The following is a 16823-nucleotide window of genomic DNA, read 5'->3' on the forward strand; positions in this document are numbered from 1 at the left end:
TTTTTTTAAACCCAATATTGATTGCCATGACTTTCGACAGAAGAAAATTTCTGAGAACTACTGGTTTATTTGCATCAGGTATCGCCCTGGGTGCCAGCGCTTGTAATTCCGAAGCTAAAAAAGAAAATGCAGATTCATCAGCAACTGCTCCCGCAGATACCGCATCGACAGCAGCTGCAGCTCCACAGGGAACAGCACTTCCGCTTTTTGGTATCCAGTTGTATACCTTACGTGATGATCTTCCAAAAGATCCGAAAGGCATTCTGAAACAACTTGCAGGTTTTGGATATAAACAAGCCGAAGGATTCGAAGGAAATAAAGGACTCTTCTGGGGAATGAGCAATACTGAGTTTAAAAAGTATATGGATGAGATCGGGATGGATTTTGTTTCCAGCCATTGCGACATCAATAAAAATTTCGAAAAGAAAGCCGCCGAGGCCGGAGCCATCGGGATGAAATACCTGATCTCGCCTTATATCGGTCCGCAGAAAACATTGGATGATTACAAAAAATTTGCGGACACATTCAACAAACTCGGTGAAGTCTGCAAAAAGAACGGATTGAAATTCGCTTATCACAATCACGGCTATACTTTCGAACAAATCGATGGACAATATCCGCAGGATGTACTGATGCAGAATACAGATCCTGCATTGGTGGATTTTGAAATGGATATTTATTGGGTGGTATATCCTGGTCAGGACCCACTGACCTGGTTGAAAAAATATCCTAATCGCTGGAGACTGTGCCACGTAAAAGATCGCATGAAAAATGCGGGTCCGAAAGAAGACAATGCATCAACCGATCTCGGTACAGGTTCAATAGACTTTGCAACGATTCTGAAAGAGGCGAAAGCGCAGGGAATGGAATATTATATTGTAGAGCAGGAGCGCTATGATAATAGTACGCCGTTGAAGAGCGCAGAAGTGGATGCGCAATACCTGAAGAATCTGAAAATCTGACGAGGCATTAAAATAATCGGAAAACCAGGAATCACTTCCTGGTTTTTTGTTTTGGTATGAATCTATTATGAAGAGATTAACTTAGGAGAAATCATTTTTAATGGACCCCAGAATTTTCTCCCTTATAATTTCACTCTTCATTTCAACTTTGCTCTGCGCTCAATCCGACGAAGCCATCATCAAGAAAATATTTGCCGACCAGGAAAAATCATGGAATAGTGGCAATCTCGATAATTTCATGATCGGCTATTGGGAAAACGATTCACTTATGTACATCGGGTCGTCTGGTATTACATACGGATATGCACAAACGCTGGCGCGGTACAAAACAAAATACAGCGACACCGCAAAAATGGGAAAGCTGAAATTTGATATTATCAAACTCAATCCTATCGGACAGGATCATTATCTGTTAGTAGGAAGGTTTTATCTGAAAAGATCAGTCGGTGATCTCAGCGGTTATTTTAATCTGCTCTGGAAAAAAATTGACGGTCAATGGAAAATTATTCTGGATCATAGCAGTTAACCTATTTCAGGTGTGGTTTCCACCACCTGATCAATAACCATATCAATAAAACGAAACTGCCGATCAGCCATAGATAAAAAATAATATTACCGATGCCGGGTTTATCATTCCAGAAAGCCCAGCCTAACTGAAAACCGAATATTACATTCAGAAACATCCACAGAAATCCTGCGGTCAATGTCCATCCGATTCTTTGCAGAAATTTTCTTACTTCAGGTTCCATTGAACTCATATGTAAAAGTAAGGAGTAAGGAGTAAGCAGAGGTTGAAAGTTTAAGGTTGAAGGTTAAAAATCTACTGTTGTGGAATTCAGAATTTTCAGGTTTTGTAAGCAGGTATTTATTCGCTAATTAATGATTCAAACCGGTATAAGCATTTTAAGCATTTTAAGGGAAGCGACGCTGCGTACGTCATATGCTTACTTTCAACTTTTAACTTTAAACCTTCAACTCTACTGTATTCGCAACGCATGAAACTCCGTCGAATCCCCACTGAAAACATTAAAATCCACTTTAGAAATGATTCCATCAACGCGTCCGGTTTCAGCAAATTGCCAGAAATTCCAGGGCCTGTTGATGCGCGGTTTGTTGCGTTGTAAATAATGCGCTACCCAGAGTGGGTATTCATCAAAGTCTTCTCCGAGATAATTGGCGTAATAATCGGCACCGGTATATATTATGGGGGTTACACCGTAATGTCTTTCTATAGTATTCAGGTATTCCTGTAATCTTTTTTTGATCTCCGTCTTTTTTACACCGTAAGTTTCTTCAATATCCACTACTGGCGGAAGATCACCAGGCTCAAGGTCAACTGACCTGATAAAATTCTGCGCCTGTATCAAACCGTTTTTGTTAGGTAGAAAGAAATGATATGCACCACGGATCAATCCTACGTCTTTTGCTTTTCGCCAGTTCCTGCTGAACTGTCTGTCTTTTCGTGTATACCCCTCCGTAGCTTTGATAAAAACAAAACCCAGCTTTACTGAATTGTCTTCCATCTCTCTGACCGATTCCCATTTAATCAGGTCCTGGTGATGGGACACATCGATACCATGAATTTCAAATCCTATGGGCATCTGAATTCCAAAACCAGGATAATGTGCAAACCCCGCTTCGCGGATCTTCCACCATTGAATAGTATAATGCGTAGCAACACCAAGCAGCGCCAGGTAGACCATGGTCAAAGCAATCTTCTTCCACTTTATACGGGAAGATTTTTTACTCTTTCTCGGTTGCGGGATTTTTTCAACTATTTTTCCTGTTGCCATTCCTTTTAATACTGAACTATCTGATGATCTTTTTTATCAATTTATAACCATTGCTGCTATTGATCCGAAGAAAATAAACACCCTGAGGCAATTGAGCCATCGGTATCTGCAAAGAATAAAACCTGGAAATGTTTACTTCTTTATTCAACCAAACTTGCTGACCTGTACTACTGTATAAACCAAACCTATATGTACCAGGTTCAAAATGTTTGATAGTCAGGTTAAGATCAGCAATTACCGGATTCGGAAATGCAGCTACAGATGCAGTTTCATCGTTATCATCCGGGATTTTCATCACTGAATTTCCGTCAGAAATCAATCTTAGTTCAGGATCGATAAATGCAGAATCTGCTGCGAATCCGAGTTGTAAAAAAGATTGCTGACTGTTTTTTATATGATCAATCACTATGATGGTATCGCGCGTTGCATTTTTAAAACGAATCGGTACGGGCATGTCAAAAAATACTGCGCCAGACGATGGTGTCTGACTCAGGCTCGTGTAAATCCATCCATTACCTGCATTATTCCAGGTCAGTTGATACCTCGGATATCCTTCTCCATAAAGCCAGTCGTTGAAAAATTCTGACAAATCCTGACCGGATGCTTTTTGCATATGATCGATAAAATCGGTTGAGTATGCAAAATTATAAGCCAGTTTCGGATCGCTGTAATAAGTCCGCATGCCTTTGAAAAATGCAGAATCACCGATTTTCCAACGGAGCATGTGTAAAAGCCACCCCCCTTTGGCATAGGTAAGTCGTGGGTCAAAAATGCGCGCTATATCAGTAGTGTCAGTAACGTAAACAGATCCATCAAGTCGTTTAACCAGGTCCGTTAGCTGCTCCTTAAGGATGGTTTGATACAATGTTTTTGAATAAAATTTTTCTGTCGTGTAATTGGTCAGGAAATGCGCGAAGCCTTCATTCAGCCAGATGTCCCGCCAGCTTCCGCAGGTGATCAGATCCCCAAACCATTGGTGCGCCGCTTCATGAACAATGAGGGCCTCTGAAGAGTTCGTCATGAAAGAATTGGTCTGATTTTCCATTCCACCACCCCAGGAAAATTGGGTATGACCATATTTCTCATTCAGAAAAGGATAAGGTCCGAATGTGTCATTAAAAATGCGAAGCGTACGCCGTACAAAACGAAGTCCGTTTCGGAAAACCGGCGCTGATTCCGGATAAACATAATGTACCATTGGCAGCACCTTCTGATTAACATGAACCGTATCATTCATTTCGGTATAGTTGGTAGCAGCCAGCGCGATCAGGTAAGTCGCTACCGGGTACCGATGTTTCCAGTGAGTAGTTTTCTGGCCGTTTTCAATTATCGACTGCTTTAACATGCCGATCGACACGCCGGTATACTGTTCAGGCGTGGTAATAAATACATCAAGCGAATCTGCCTTGTCGTCAAGCCCATTTCTGCATGGCCACCAATCGCGTGAGCCATAAGGCTCGCTGAGTGTCCAGCAGACAGGCGTTCCTGCATGCGTGGTACTCACAAAACTTCCGAAACCTCCTGCTGCCGGAACGCCCTGGTAGAATATTTCGACAGCATCTTTGCTGTTGGCTGCTAATTGCGCAGGAAGCTGGATACGAAGGGTATTGTTCCCTGGTCGTGAGAAATTGATCTTTGCATCGTGAAAGAGTACACTATCTACCCTCAATTGATCGATAAGATCAAAAATAAGAACATCTGCAGCTGCAATCATTTGTATTGCGGCCTTCACTTCACCATTGATATATTGAACAGCCGGATCAACAGTCCATTTGCAACGGAGATACTGAATTCTGAATTCAGGTGATGCCTGGGTTCTCAAAGATGTATCATCAATACCAACTCGTTTCCTTGCAGCTTTGGCTTCTGCTTCCGCTATCGACCTTGATTCAGTGACTGATTGAGCCCGTAATCTGGTTGGAACAATAGATATCACGACAGACACCATCACGCAGAAAATCCCGGCGTGAATGCCATTGAAGTATGGATATCGGAAAAAATTCAAGTTTGAGATTCGTTTTTTAGCCTGTGAAATTAGTGCTGGAATTTCATAATACCTTGTTTTTCAATATAAGGTAACATCATTCCCGGAAAACACATAACGCAAGCGTGATTGCTTTATTTTTACATTCTGATGCGCAGGTTCCAGTTTAACGATACCAGAAATCTACTTTCCAAACTCAGTGTAAGGCGGGGCTGGAATGCGCTTAAAGTGTATAGTAGTTTCTACCTGAGCAGAATGACTGGTAAGCCTATCCAATGGGGATATCCGATCTCTGTTTCGTTTGAGCCTACTACTTCCTGTAATCTTCGTTGTCCTGAGTGCCCCAGCGGATTGAGGGCCTTTTCCCGCCCGACAGGAATGCTTGAGCAATCTTTTTTCGAGAAAACGATCGATGAAATACATAAGGATCTGCTCTACCTGATTTTTTATTTCCAGGGTGAACCCTATTTAAATCCTGGTTTCCTGGACATGGTCAGGTACGCATCCGATAAAAAAATCTACACAGCAACTTCCACCAACGCGCATTACCTCAATGATAAAAATGCAAAGAAGACGGTGGAAAGCGGATTGGACAGACTGATCATCAGTATCGACGGTACAACCCAGGATGTATATGAACAATATCGTGTTGGTGGAAAATTATCAAAGGTTGTTGAGGGCGCTGCCAACATTGTAAAGTGGAAGAAAGAACTGAAAAGTAAAACACCTCTGGTCGTTTTCCAGTTTCTTGTTGTCAAACCCAATGAACACCAGGTGGATGACATCAGGCAACTTGCTGATGAAGTTGGTGTTGATGATGTTTGGTACAAAACAGCTCAGGTATACGATTACCAGAATGACCCCAACCAGTTGATTCCTGAATTGAATCATTTCAGCCGATACAAAAAAAATAGTGAAGGTCAATACGTTCCAAAAAACAAATTATCCAATCATTGCTGGAAATTATGGCATGCCAATGTCATCACCTGGGATGGACTTGTTGTTCCCTGTTGTTTCGATAAAGATGCTATGCATCAGTTGGGTAATATGAAAATGCAGAGTTTCCGTGAGATCTGGAACAATGAGAACTATCGTCAGTTTCGTAAAGAATTAATGAGCGGTCGCCGCAACATTGATATCTGCTCCAATTGCAGTGAAGGCGTTAAAGTTTGGGGTTAATACAACATAACAACCGTCGGTTTTCGATAGTTATTTCCATACTTGAATTGGTAAAAAGAGGATAAGTTTTCAATAACACTTATTTTCAGTTGCCAAAACAACTGCACATATGTCGGCACAAAGATTCAATGTCAGGATCAGGCAGATCGTAATGATATTCCTGATATGTCTACTTTCTTTTCTGATCATCAGGGAACTTTTTATACTGCTCCCTGGCTTTCTCGGAGCAGTTACTTTTTATATCCTTGGAAGAGAATATTATCTGAAACTCACTGAACAAAAAAAATGGAAGAAAGGGCTGACTGCAGTAATTTTTATGTTGATATTTCTTCTTTTGATTGGCTTCCCTGTTTATTACGCCATATCGTTAGTTACTCCAAAAGTCACACAGGTATTCGGACATTCACAGGAGTTAATGAACGGCCTTCAATCCTTTTCAGATAAAATCGAAGGATATACTGGTCAGAAATTGCTATCTGACGAAAACATAAAAGCAGTTGAAAAAGCAATTACCGGGTTTATTCCCGCATTTCTCAACAGCACGGCTAATATTCTTTCTAATCTGTTGGTCATGTTTTTTGTTTCCTATTTTATGTTTACCAATGCAAGGATGATGGAGGGAGGCATCGCTAAATTCATGCCTTTGAGCAGACATAGCGTAGACGAACTTGCCGTTGAAACCCGGACCATGGTTCGCGCAAATGCTATAGGAATTCCATTAATTTCTTTGATCCAGGGGGTAACTGCCATGATCGGATACTGGATTTTCGGATTGAAGGATTGGGTGATGTGGGGGTTTCTCACAGGTGTTTTTGCGTTTTTTCCGCTGGTTGGAACATTATTAATTTGGGTGCCACTGGTCATTCATTTATATACCCAAGGCAATAACTGGCAAGCCACAGGACTGTTGATTTATAGTTTGATTGTAACAGGAAATGTTGACTACCTCGCGAGAATTACGCTCATGAAAAAGATCGGCAATGTTCATCCGTTGATAACCATTTTCGGTGTGCTGGTGGGATTACAGCTTTTCGGGTTTATGGGTTTTATATTTGGCCCTTTGATTCTTAGCTACCTGTTTATCCTCATCAAACTGTACATGCAGGAATTTGTGGAGGAAGGGCGCGCATCTTAAGGTAGAAATAATAAACGTACCGACAGGCAATACTCACCAGTAAAAATTCAGATGATGGGACTGGAAAAAGACATCAATCAGTACAAATTCAGAAATCAGCAACAGAAAGCAATCATTAATTTGCTTTATACCCACAACTGGGTGATGGAAAGAATTAAAAAATTTGTTGCAGAAGAAAATATTACTCCTCAGCAGTACAATATGCTTCGCATCCTGCGGGGCAGTTATCCCACACCCCTTTCAACATTGCAGATACGCGACAGAATGCTGGATAAAATGAGTGACACCAGCAGGATCGTCGACAGGCTCATTCTAAAAAATCTTGTTAAAAAAACCGTCTCATCCGCGGATAAAAGATTGGTGGATGTGGTGATTACCGAGCAGGGACAGGCTGTTCTGCAAAGACTTGATGAAAAAAATATTGAAATGGATAATGTTATAAATCATCTTGACGAAAATGAAATGACCCAATTGAACGTTCTATTGGATAAAATCCGGGGATGATTTCTAACTTGCGAAAAAGATTAATGCTGTACCGAAAACCTCTACTGTTTCTGTTTCTGTTTTTGTTTGTCAGTTGTTCATTTGCAATAGCACAGGCATCTCCTAAGCGTGAATTCCGTGCGGTCTGGATCGCGACCGTCGATAATATTGACTGGCCCTCGAAAAAAGGACTTTCTTCTGCACAGCAACAGCAGGAATTTATTCGCCAGCTGGATCTTCACGAGGCGAATGGTATTAACGCCATCATAATGCAGATCAGACCCGCTGCGGATGCTTTCTTCCCTTCCAAAATTGAACCCTGGAGTGAATGGTTAACCGGTACACAAGGCAAAGCGCCATCACCTTATTATGATCCTTTGAAATTTATTATTGACGAGGTGCATAAACGAGGAATGGAATTTCATGCCTGGTGTAATCCATATCGGGCTGTATTCTCAAATAATACATCATCCTTAACGGCAAATCATATCACTAAACGAAAACCGGAATGGTTTATCAATTACGGAGGTCAGCGTTTTTTTGATCCGGGAAATAAAGATGTTCAGCTCTATGTCAACCAGGTGGTAGAAGATATTGTTCAACGATATGATATTGATGCCATTCATTTCGACGATTATTTCTATCCTTATCGCATACCAGGCAAGCATTTTAATGATCAGAAAAGTTTTGCGAAATATGGAAAAGGTTTGTCGCTGGAAGACTGGCGCAGAAGCAATGTGGATTCTGTAATACGAAAACTGAATGCGACAATTAAAAAAGTAAAACCCTATTGCCGTTTTGGAATTTCACCGTTCGGTGTTTGGAGAAATATTGATCGCGATAGTTTAGGTAGTGCGACAAGAGCTGGCCAGACAAATTATGATGACCTTTATGCAGATATTTTATTGTGGTTGCGCAACGATTGGATAGACTATGTTGCTCCGCAACTTTACTGGGAATTCGGGCATTCTGCCGCAGCTTATGAAGTTTTATTGAAATGGTGGAACGATCACAGCTACGGCAAAGATTGTTACATAGGATTGGGCGTGTATAAAGCGAATAAGCTGAAAGCCTGGCGTGATCCTGCAGTGATTCCAATGCAGATAAAGGAATTGAGAACGATGCCGAATGTCCATGGAATGATTTTCTTTAGCAGTACTTCATTTTACGGCAATCCGCTGGGTTGGAACGACAGTTTACGAAACAATTATTTTCATTATCCGGCATTGATCGGCGCGCGCCGGAATCCGATGATCGCATTGCCACCCGTGCCTGAAGTTTCACACATCACATCGGGCAGCACAAAAATTTCTTTCCGTGTGTCGACGGCAGCAGCAGATACCGGGAATGTAAGACTTGTAGCTGTGTACTCTGTTCCAGAGCAGTCAAATGATACATCAGGCTCAAAACTGATTGCTGTTTATCCATTTGTTCAGCTTCGTTTGATTGAGATTAATGCAGATAGCAGTCAATACCAGAAATTCTATGTGACATTTCTGAATCGTCTCAATGAAGAATCGACGCCTTCACTTGCTTTGTATTCACCCCGGCAGACTCCTGCAGTTGCTGTTTTGGAAGAAAAGAAAGCCAAAGGGAAAGTGAAGAAACGAAATAAGAGATAATCGATGGAAGAATCGGGCGGTGGGCAGAACGTCGTGGTGAAAAACTCTAAAGACAATACTGAAAACAGACTATTGAAAACGGGGGTGTTGAGGACCACCAACAGCCAGCAAATTGCAAGCTCTTCGCCAACTCAAATCAAATTGGTTGTACACTGAGAAATGATGGATGGAGCTGTAACTTTTGGTATTTTAAAAACTTTTTGATCCCGCCTCTGGCTTCCGGCCTCAACAAGTGTTTTGTTTTCCGGGACATTACAGTAACTATTGATTGTAATGCAACCAGAGAACACCAGGAATCAGGCTGAAAAATAAGAAGTTGAGGTGTCCGATGAAAGCGCTGGATGGAGACGCTGGTTTGTTTAAACGGAGTAGTACGTTTTACGTTTCACTTACAACGTACAACTCCCGCCACGATCAGTCAACTCCCAACTACTTTTTTCCTTCCATCTTATTCACATAATCAAGGCTTCCCAACCGGAATCGGAAAGGTATTCCGGTAAGTTTTTCGAGTTTCCATTCGCCGCGACAAATGACGCCCTGCGACCTGTAGGCGGTATTTGCAGCAGGCGTACTAAGATTGAATTGACGGTTTTGAAACAGCAGGTCCGAGAAGCGGTTATCAACAGAATCTGCTTTCGAAACCGGCATTGAAAAAGTTTTTTTTAACTGCGCGTTAACACATAACTCGCAGATAATCAATAAATAAAATAATATTACTAAGCGCCTGTACATTGAATGAACAATTATATATAAATTTAGGCTTGATTTTTGTGGATGGCGCGGATTTTTTAAGAAATTTCAGCGTCTTTACCGTGTAAAATTATGGCCCTTAATCAGAGTTTACAACAAAGACTATTACAGAAGCTATCCCCTCAGCAGATTCAGCTCATGAAACTGCTGCAGGTTCCTACTGCAAACCTGGAAGAAAGGATTAAAGAGGAGATGGAGGAAAATCCGGCTCTCGAACAGGCGGAAGAAGGCCACGACGAAAATATGTCTGAGGAACGCCAGGAGGAGTATGAAGGTAAGGAGGATGATGAATATGAAATGGATGGCAGTGAGGATGAATACGAAAACCTTGATATCAGTGAGTATGTGCAGGATGAAGATGAGATCGCGGATTATAAGCTGAAAGATGAGAACTACCCGGAGCTTGATGACAGCAAGACCATTCCCCATCGTGTTGAATCGACATTTCACGACCATCTCCTGGAACAGTTGGGTTTATTAACTATGGACGAGCAGCGTCGCAAAATTGCGGAGCAGATCGTCGGTAGCATCGATGATGACGGATACCTGAGACGTGAAACAAATGCGATTGTTGACGATCTCGCATTCCGCCAGAACATTATTGTAACGCCGATGGAGATCGAAGAGCTGATTCAACAGATCCAGCAATTTGATCCGCCTGGCGTGGCTGCCCGCAATCTGCAGGAATGCCTGCTTCTTCAGCTTTACAGAAAACAGGCATTTTCTTCTGAAACGTCGATAAAGAACGCGACAGCGATCCTGGAAAAGTATTTCGACGAGTTCACCAAGAAGCACTACGATAAAATTCAAAAGGGCTTAAACCTGAGTGATGAGGATCTGCGGGAGGCGGTAAAGCAGGTGTTGAGACTGAATCCAAAACCAGGTGGAAATGTAGGCGGAGATCATGTGAGCGAAAGCTATGTGATACCTGACTTTTTTATATACAACAATAACGGAAAACTTGAGCTTACCCTGAACTCTAAAAATGCTCCCGATCTCCGCATCAGTGAAGGATATCGTGAGATGTTGAAAGAGTATGACAAGGGCAGTAAAAAAGATAAGCGTCAGAAAGAGGCTGTGATGTTCATCAAACAAAAAATTGATGCGGCAAAATGGTTTATCGATGCTATTCGTCAGCGTCAGAACACTTTGTATGTTACCATGCATTCGATCATGGAACAGCAACACAATTTTTTCATGACCGGTGATGAAACCACTTTGCGTCCGATGATCCTGAAGGATATTGCCGAGAAAACAAATCTCGATATTTCTACGGTGAGCCGGGTTGCGAACAGCAAATTTGTACAAACTGAATTCGGTACTTACAGATTAAAATTCTTTTTCAGTGAATCGCTGAGCACTGACAGCGGCGAAGAAGTAAGTACGCGCGAGGTGAAGAAAATCCTAAGCGACCTGGTTGAAAATGAAAGCAAGAAAAAACCTTTGAGTGACGAGAAGCTCACCGACATGCTTCAGGAAAAAGGTTATAATATTGCACGCCGTACTGTAGCCAAATACAGGGAACAGCTGAATATTCCTGTGGCACGATTACGGAAAGAATTATAATGCATGGAAGCCAGAACTGAAGCAACACCTTATTCCGGATCTACTGTTTTTTTCGCTCGGATTATCTCTTTTATTTTTCATCCATTACTGATAGGCGTTTACCTGATGGCCTATCTCGTTTTTGTGCATCCATCATTTTTTATTGCTTTCGATTCAAAAGCAAAGCTGTTGCGCTTTCTCACTTTTGTCAATAACAATTTTATTCTGCCATCTTTGGTAGTACTGCTTTTGCGCGGACTCGGCTTTTCAAAATCAATCTATCTCAGAACACAAAAAGAAAGAATTGTTCCTTATATCGCATGCACCGTCTTTTTCTTCTGGACTTTCTATGTGTTTAAGAATCTTCCCGGGATGCCGGAAATATCCGTTGATCTCACATTTGGAATGTTTCTCGCAGCGTGCATGGCCGTCATCATGAATAATTTTTTCAAAGTGAGTATGCATGCTATTGCTGCGGGAGGCGGACTGGGAATGATGATCAATATTATTTACCAGGCTGCTGCTTATTCCGCATGGCCGATAATAATTACCCTTCTTTTATCGGCATTGATCTGTAGCTCAAGAAAGATAGCATCCGATCATACCTGGTTTGAAATATTCACAGGCTTCTTTACCGGGCTGGCACTTCAGCTCATTTCCGCATGGATATAAAAAAAGCCCAATCTCCGTAGCAGACTGGGCCTTTACCTAACCATGCTTATCCCAAATTAACCATTAAGCAAAGTAGACTTTTCGAGATATTTTTTATCGGGATAATATACAAACAGGCAATTGCCGTTTTTAATTTTTGAAATAATCGTTTTTGAATCCTGTGGAGGTAAGGCAGGGCATCCATAACTTCTTCCGAGATATCCCTTGCCGCGGATAACATTTTCACCGGCATACGCAGCAGGATGCATAACAATCGCACGTTCTCTCGCTCTATCATTGATACCCGCTTCGCACCCATCCAGCTTAAGGGAAAGGCCATGAGCCCCCATATAGGTTTCCTGTGTTATATAAAAGCCTAATGAACTCTTATGCGATTTTGGCTGATTGGAAAAACTCTTTGCATATTCTTTTCCTGTGTTGCGACCATGTGCGACAACAGAGTTGTAAACCACCTGATCTGTTTTCAAATCGATTACAACCAATCTTTTTTGGCGGGAAGATTTTGTGAAATCGATAATCGTTAATATGCTGTCAGTATTTAATCTTCCATTCTCAGATAATTTTTCAAAACCTTTCAAAGCATAAGCGAAAGCTTCCTTTGAAATTCCTTTACCGGAAAGATCGAGTTTGCTATAAAGTTGATCTGCAGAGATCGTGAGTTCTGTCGGGGCAGCAACAGGTGCTGAAATTGTTTCAGCAAAATTCCTCCTGTTTTCATTCACTTTTTTTCCCAACATGATCAGCGGAGTACAAACAATAAGGAGCAGGGCGAATAGCCGGGGAATTGAAATTTTCATGGGATTGGAATTATACAAGAATGACTTTCTAGAAACGAGCTTCATTTTCCAATATTGCATTTTATCAATTTTAAAAATGATCTCATAAAGCATAGAACTGGTTGAGAAATTCTATCGTGATAATCAGCATCAGAACAAAATTTCAACGGGCGACAAAATTAGTTATTGAAAAACTATTGCATACGTTTTCGATTTGATACGGACCATATTTTAACTTTTATAGTTACCCTTCGATAAATTGAAATCTATCCAAATAAATATTTTTTTACATCTGCGTCAATCAAAAACATTCATTTTCATCGGTGATTTCGCCGCATCATTACATCGGCAATCACTTGCTCCCGCAGTACCAATACCAGATTTCCGAGCACAATGAGGCCAGGTACTGAAATCCGGCTGTAAGTATAAAAATAAACAACGGGATGACGACGGTCTACAATGTGCAAAAATTCCACATTGGCAATTTTTAAGATTTTTCTAACAAGCCTTTTTCCCTGGAAATCAACACTGATGCGGGTTTTAGACGATTGTGCAACGCAGAAACCGTCAGTTTAGTATTCAAAATTTTCAGGATGCCAGTTTTTTGGCTCATTCAGGCAGGTTTAGGCATGGTGATTGATAAGAATGGCCTAATTCCCGAAAAACATGAAAACTATACCCTGGTTAACTCTGATTTTATTAGCATTATCACCCGTTTTTACATCCGCCCAGTACACGAGTAATCCACCGATTCTCGCTTATGATAACTGCGAAGTTGATCCTTCATGGCAATGGGGTGGCGATCGCACAAAAAAGTGGTCCTACTGGACAGGCGCAAACCATACGCTGCCCGGTACTTCTTCTACCGCCAGCATGACGAGGACGAACGTAATTTCGAGGAAAGGAAACTATTCTTACCTCGCAAGAATTACAAAGAACCCTGACTATGATGCGCTTGCAGGAACGCATCGTTCGGAGATGACTTTCTCTACTCCCGGACAGACACCTATCGGATGGAGATGGGCGGCAGTAAGTATTTACCTCCCCAATGATTTTTGTATTGATCAGGCGCCAATGAGCATTGCGTATGATGTAAAAGCTGACCCGGATAATTACAATACGCCTTTCAGGCTTGATGTCAGGGGTGGAAGGATCATCGCTATCAGGGCCAACATTCAATCAAACGGGACAGTCAATGGAGAGATTGAAAAAGATCTCGGACCCGTCGTAAAAGGTGTTTGGACTGACTGGGTTTTACATCGCAATTTCGATATGAGTTCTGCCGGATATCTGGAATTGTACCGAAACGGGCAGTTGGTATATAGTTACCAGGGCCCCAACTGGGTTACCGGATCCGGAAGAGCGCCGGAAGGCTACGTTCATATGGGATTGTACAAATGGCCATGGACCGATCCTGGAGGAATGGGATGGGGCACGCCGGCATGTAATAACCCTGTAGAAGTGTATTATGATGAGTACAAATTCGGAAATGATGCTGCTACTCTGCAGGATTTCCTGATCGATCAGTCAGCACCACCACCAACAGCAAAACCTGTAGCTCCCACGGTTGCAAAAGCTATCCCCGATCAAAACCTGGATTACGGTACAACTTCACAAACAGTGACATTGTCTGGTGTATTTGCGGATGATGACGCTGTTTCAAATCTGCAGCTTTCGGTCTCAGGAAATTCAAATACAACATTGGTTAAATCCGCTACTATTTCAGGATCTAACCTGGTATTGAGTATAGCCGGTGACAAGAGCGGTAGTTCCGCAATTAAAGTAAAGGCAACAGATAATGACGGACTTTCAGTTGAAGATGCTTTTAACGTAAACGTTGCTGCATATACAGCAGTAGCACCGCAGGTGTCAAGTCCTATAGCAGATATTTCATTACCATACAATACAACATCGCGTACCGTTTCTATTTCAAATGTATTCACAGATGATAAGGGAGTAAGTGAATTAACGTATGCAATTGCAGGAAACAGCAATACTTCTGTTGTAAGTAATGTTGCTGTATCAGGATCGTCATTGGTTCTTACGATGCCTGCAGGCGCAACGGGAGCATCAAATATTTCAGTACGCGCCACTGATGCTGACGGACTTTCTGTTTCAGATGCATTTACTGTTACCCTGGAAGGACAACCAGAAACTCCGGCACTTAGTCTCTTAATAAATAGTGGTGGATCTTCGGTGACGTTTGGATCACAGATTTGGTCTGCCGACAAAAATTATTCCGGAGGATCAACTTACAAATCCACAAAAGCGGTTGCTGGTACTACAAATGATGCAATCTACCAGACTGAAAGGTATGGTAACATGAGTTATGCGATTCCGGTTCCTGCGGGTAAGTATACTGTGAAGCTTCACTTTGCCGAGGTATTTCATACATCGGCAAACAAAAGGAAGTTCAATGTAAATATTGAAAGCGGTCAGGCTTTATTAAGCAACTATGATATTTTCGCGAAAGCCGGAGCGGCTTCAACTGCGGTCGTTGAAACATTTAATGGTATTAATGTAACCGACGGCACACTGAATATCATTTTTGCATCTGTGCTGGATAACGCAAAAGTTTCTGCAATTGAAATATCCGGTGGTGCTGCCAACACAGCTCCAACAGTTACTGCGGCAATACCAAATCAAACAGCTGGCGTCGAGGTTGTAACGAAAGCAATCAATCTTGCTTCAGTATTTACTGATGATAAAGGAGCCGATAACCTGACGTATTCTGTTCCGGGAAATACAAACAAATCGATTGTCAGCTCAACAACAATAAGCGGCACTACCCTGACATTGAATTTTGCTGGCATCCTGGCTGGTCAGACAGATATTACGGTAAGAGCAACGGATGCTGAAGGATTGTTTGTGGACGATGTATTTACAGTAAACGTGACAAATAAAGCACCAACAGCCAACGCCGGTCCTGCACAAACCATCACCCTGCCTGTATCACAGGCCACATTGGCCGGTAGCGGTTCAGATGCAGATGGTTCAATAAAAACATACAGCTGGAGCCAGGTGAACGGACCATCAACCGCAACATTCAGCAGCAAAACTGTCGCTAATCCAATATTGACAGGTTTAACAACCGCAGGCACTTATACGTTTGCGCTGGTCGTAACCGATAATCTGAACCTCGCGAGTGCATCCGCACAGGTGAATGTGGTGGTTAAATCATCCTCATTGTTACAGTTGAGCAGTTTTACTTTAATCAATGCAAATACAGATATTGATTTAGGCACTATTACAAATGGTGCACAGATCAACCTGGCAACTGTTGGTAGCGCATTGAATATCCGTGCGAATACCTCGCCAACGCTGGCAGGACGGGTTGTATTTGCGCTGACAGGTCCGGTCAACTATAGTCCGACCGAAACATCTGCACCTTTTGCATTGTATGGTGACGCCAGTGGTAACTATAACACCTGGACACCTCCAACAGGTACGTATACCCTAAAAGCGACACCTTACACAACAGGAGGTGTTGCTGGCGATCCTCTGACCGTGACATTCACTGTTATTAATTCAGCCACAGCAGGAGCACGGGCACTTAGCATAGCCGAGGTGACAACGCCTCTGGCAACTGCTGATCAGAACCTCAAACAGATGAATGACGCCCCTGTAGTGTCAACCCTTAACGCTTACCCGAACCCGGTAACCACACAGGTAACATTTGGATTCAAAGCAGAGAAAGAGGCGAAACTTACACTTGATGTAATAAATGCTGAAGGCAAAACTGTTCATCGCTTCCCCGAGGAAAATGTATACCCGGGAATGGTGTACAGAAAAACGATGAACGCATCCAACCTGCCCAACGGAATTTATATTTACAGGATTTCATCTTCTGCAGGTGAAATTAAAACAGGGCGAATCGTCGTAGCAAAATAAAACGGACCAACTACAAACCAACAGCCGGATA

14 protein-coding genes are annotated in these 16823 nt (G+C 42.1%); 9 read left to right on the forward strand and 5 right to left on the reverse strand.

Annotated features, from left to right (window positions below):
- Window positions 1–26 precede the first annotated feature (26 nt).
- Both P2W82_RS05735 and P2W82_RS05740 read left to right on the forward strand, forming a co-directional pair.
- The gene (locus P2W82_RS05735) at window positions 27–962 is read left to right on the forward strand and encodes a sugar phosphate isomerase/epimerase family protein (protein ID WP_336514892.1); all 936 of its coding nucleotides are present in this window, start codon (window positions 27–29) and stop codon (window positions 960–962) included.
- 100 nt (window positions 963–1062) lie between these two features.
- Window positions 1063–1488: a YybH family protein gene (locus tag P2W82_RS05740; protein WP_336514893.1), complete on the forward strand. Its 426-nt coding sequence runs from the start codon at window positions 1063–1065 to the stop codon at window positions 1486–1488.
- 1 nt (window position 1489) lies between these two features.
- Here P2W82_RS05740 and P2W82_RS05745 read toward each other — a convergent pair whose 3' ends face one another.
- The 3 genes from P2W82_RS05745 to P2W82_RS05755 form a co-directional block, all read right to left on the reverse strand.
- Window positions 1490–1720: a hypothetical protein gene (locus P2W82_RS05745; protein ID WP_336514894.1), complete on the reverse strand. Its 231-nt coding sequence runs from the start codon at window positions 1718–1720 to the stop codon at window positions 1490–1492.
- Between the two features lie 219 nt (window positions 1721–1939).
- The gene (locus tag P2W82_RS05750; protein WP_336514895.1) at window positions 1940–2755 is read right to left on the reverse strand and encodes a glycoside hydrolase family 25 protein; all 816 of its coding nucleotides are present in this window, start codon (window positions 2753–2755) and stop codon (window positions 1940–1942) included.
- Window positions 2756–2771: 16 nt separating this feature from the next.
- Window positions 2772–4760: a M1 family metallopeptidase gene (locus P2W82_RS05755; protein ID WP_336514896.1), complete on the reverse strand. Its 1989-nt coding sequence runs from the start codon at window positions 4758–4760 to the stop codon at window positions 2772–2774.
- A 129-nt stretch (window positions 4761–4889) separates the two neighbouring features.
- Here P2W82_RS05755 and P2W82_RS05760 point away from each other — a divergent pair, with 129 nt between their 5' ends.
- The 4 genes from P2W82_RS05760 to P2W82_RS05775 all read left to right on the forward strand — a co-directional run bounded on the left by P2W82_RS05760 (window position 4890) and on the right by P2W82_RS05775 (window position 9158).
- Complete coding sequence (locus P2W82_RS05760; protein ID WP_336514897.1) at window positions 4890–5918, forward strand: radical SAM/SPASM domain-containing protein; 1029 nt, start codon at window positions 4890–4892, stop codon at window positions 5916–5918.
- Window positions 5919–6027: 109 nt separating this feature from the next.
- A complete protein-coding gene (locus tag P2W82_RS05765; RefSeq protein WP_336514898.1) occupies window positions 6028–7053 on the forward strand; it encodes an AI-2E family transporter in 1026 nt (341 codons plus the stop codon).
- A gap of 54 nt (window positions 7054–7107) precedes the next feature.
- Entirely contained in the window at window positions 7108–7557 is a 450-nt protein-coding gene (locus P2W82_RS05770) for a MarR family winged helix-turn-helix transcriptional regulator (RefSeq protein ID WP_336514899.1), read from the forward strand.
- A 23-nt stretch (window positions 7558–7580) separates the two neighbouring features.
- The gene (locus P2W82_RS05775; RefSeq protein WP_336514900.1) at window positions 7581–9158 is read left to right on the forward strand and encodes a glycoside hydrolase family 10-like protein; all 1578 of its coding nucleotides are present in this window, start codon (window positions 7581–7583) and stop codon (window positions 9156–9158) included.
- Between the two features lie 429 nt (window positions 9159–9587).
- Here P2W82_RS05775 and P2W82_RS05780 read toward each other — a convergent pair whose 3' ends face one another.
- A complete protein-coding gene (locus P2W82_RS05780) occupies window positions 9588–9806 on the reverse strand; it encodes a hypothetical protein (protein ID WP_336514901.1) in 219 nt (72 codons plus the stop codon).
- A 174-nt stretch (window positions 9807–9980) separates the two neighbouring features.
- Between P2W82_RS05780 and rpoN the strand changes: the two genes are divergently transcribed.
- The gene (rpoN, locus tag P2W82_RS05785) at window positions 9981–11474 is read left to right on the forward strand and encodes an RNA polymerase factor sigma-54 (protein WP_336514902.1); all 1494 of its coding nucleotides are present in this window, start codon (window positions 9981–9983) and stop codon (window positions 11472–11474) included.
- Window positions 11475–11477: 3 nt separating this feature from the next.
- Window positions 11478–12125, forward strand: coding sequence for a hypothetical protein (locus P2W82_RS05790; protein ID WP_336514903.1), 648 nt, complete (start codon window positions 11478–11480; stop codon window positions 12123–12125).
- Between the two features lie 56 nt (window positions 12126–12181).
- Here P2W82_RS05790 and P2W82_RS05795 read toward each other — a convergent pair whose 3' ends face one another.
- Entirely contained in the window at window positions 12182–12922 is a 741-nt protein-coding gene (locus P2W82_RS05795) for a murein L,D-transpeptidase catalytic domain family protein (protein WP_336514904.1), read from the reverse strand.
- Between the two features lie 645 nt (window positions 12923–13567).
- Here P2W82_RS05795 and P2W82_RS05800 point away from each other — a divergent pair.
- Complete coding sequence (locus tag P2W82_RS05800) at window positions 13568–16792, forward strand: malectin domain-containing carbohydrate-binding protein (protein ID WP_336514905.1); 3225 nt, start codon at window positions 13568–13570, stop codon at window positions 16790–16792.
- The last annotated feature ends 31 nt before the right edge of the window (window positions 16793–16823 follow it).

It is taken from the genome of Pollutibacter soli, assembly GCA_029269725.1.
In the GTDB taxonomy this organism is placed as follows: Bacteria; Bacteroidota; Bacteroidia; order Chitinophagales; family Chitinophagaceae; genus Pollutibacter; species Pollutibacter soli.

What these genes read in the sequence shown, in the direction of transcription:
- P2W82_RS05740 (WP_336514893.1), top strand. Translation starts at nt 1,063, where the DNA reads ATGGACCCCAGAATTTTCTCCCTTATAATTTCACTCTTCATTTCAACT.
- rpoN (WP_336514902.1), top strand. Translation starts at nt 9,981, where the DNA reads ATGGCCCTTAATCAGAGTTTACAACAAAGACTATTACAGAAGCTATCC.
- P2W82_RS05735 (WP_336514892.1), top strand. Translation starts at nt 27, where the DNA reads ATGACTTTCGACAGAAGAAAATTTCTGAGAACTACTGGTTTATTTGCA.
- P2W82_RS05800 (WP_336514905.1), top strand. Translation starts at nt 13,568, where the DNA reads ATGAAAACTATACCCTGGTTAACTCTGATTTTATTAGCATTATCACCC.
- P2W82_RS05745 (WP_336514894.1), bottom strand. Translation starts at nt 1,720, where the DNA reads ATGAGTTCAATGGAACCTGAAGTAAGAAAATTTCTGCAAAGAATCGGA.
- P2W82_RS05780 (WP_336514901.1), bottom strand. Translation starts at nt 9,806, where the DNA reads ATGCCGGTTTCGAAAGCAGATTCTGTTGATAACCGCTTCTCGGACCTG.
- P2W82_RS05790 (WP_336514903.1), top strand. Translation starts at nt 11,478, where the DNA reads ATGGAAGCCAGAACTGAAGCAACACCTTATTCCGGATCTACTGTTTTT.
- P2W82_RS05775 (WP_336514900.1), top strand. Translation starts at nt 7,581, where the DNA reads ATGCTGTACCGAAAACCTCTACTGTTTCTGTTTCTGTTTTTGTTTGTC.
- P2W82_RS05760 (WP_336514897.1), top strand. Translation starts at nt 4,890, where the DNA reads ATGCGCAGGTTCCAGTTTAACGATACCAGAAATCTACTTTCCAAACTC.
- P2W82_RS05765 (WP_336514898.1), top strand. Translation starts at nt 6,028, where the DNA reads ATGTCGGCACAAAGATTCAATGTCAGGATCAGGCAGATCGTAATGATA.
- P2W82_RS05770 (WP_336514899.1), top strand. Translation starts at nt 7,108, where the DNA reads ATGGGACTGGAAAAAGACATCAATCAGTACAAATTCAGAAATCAGCAA.
- P2W82_RS05750 (WP_336514895.1), bottom strand. Translation starts at nt 2,755, where the DNA reads ATGGCAACAGGAAAAATAGTTGAAAAAATCCCGCAACCGAGAAAGAGT.
- P2W82_RS05795 (WP_336514904.1), bottom strand. Translation starts at nt 12,922, where the DNA reads ATGAAAATTTCAATTCCCCGGCTATTCGCCCTGCTCCTTATTGTTTGT.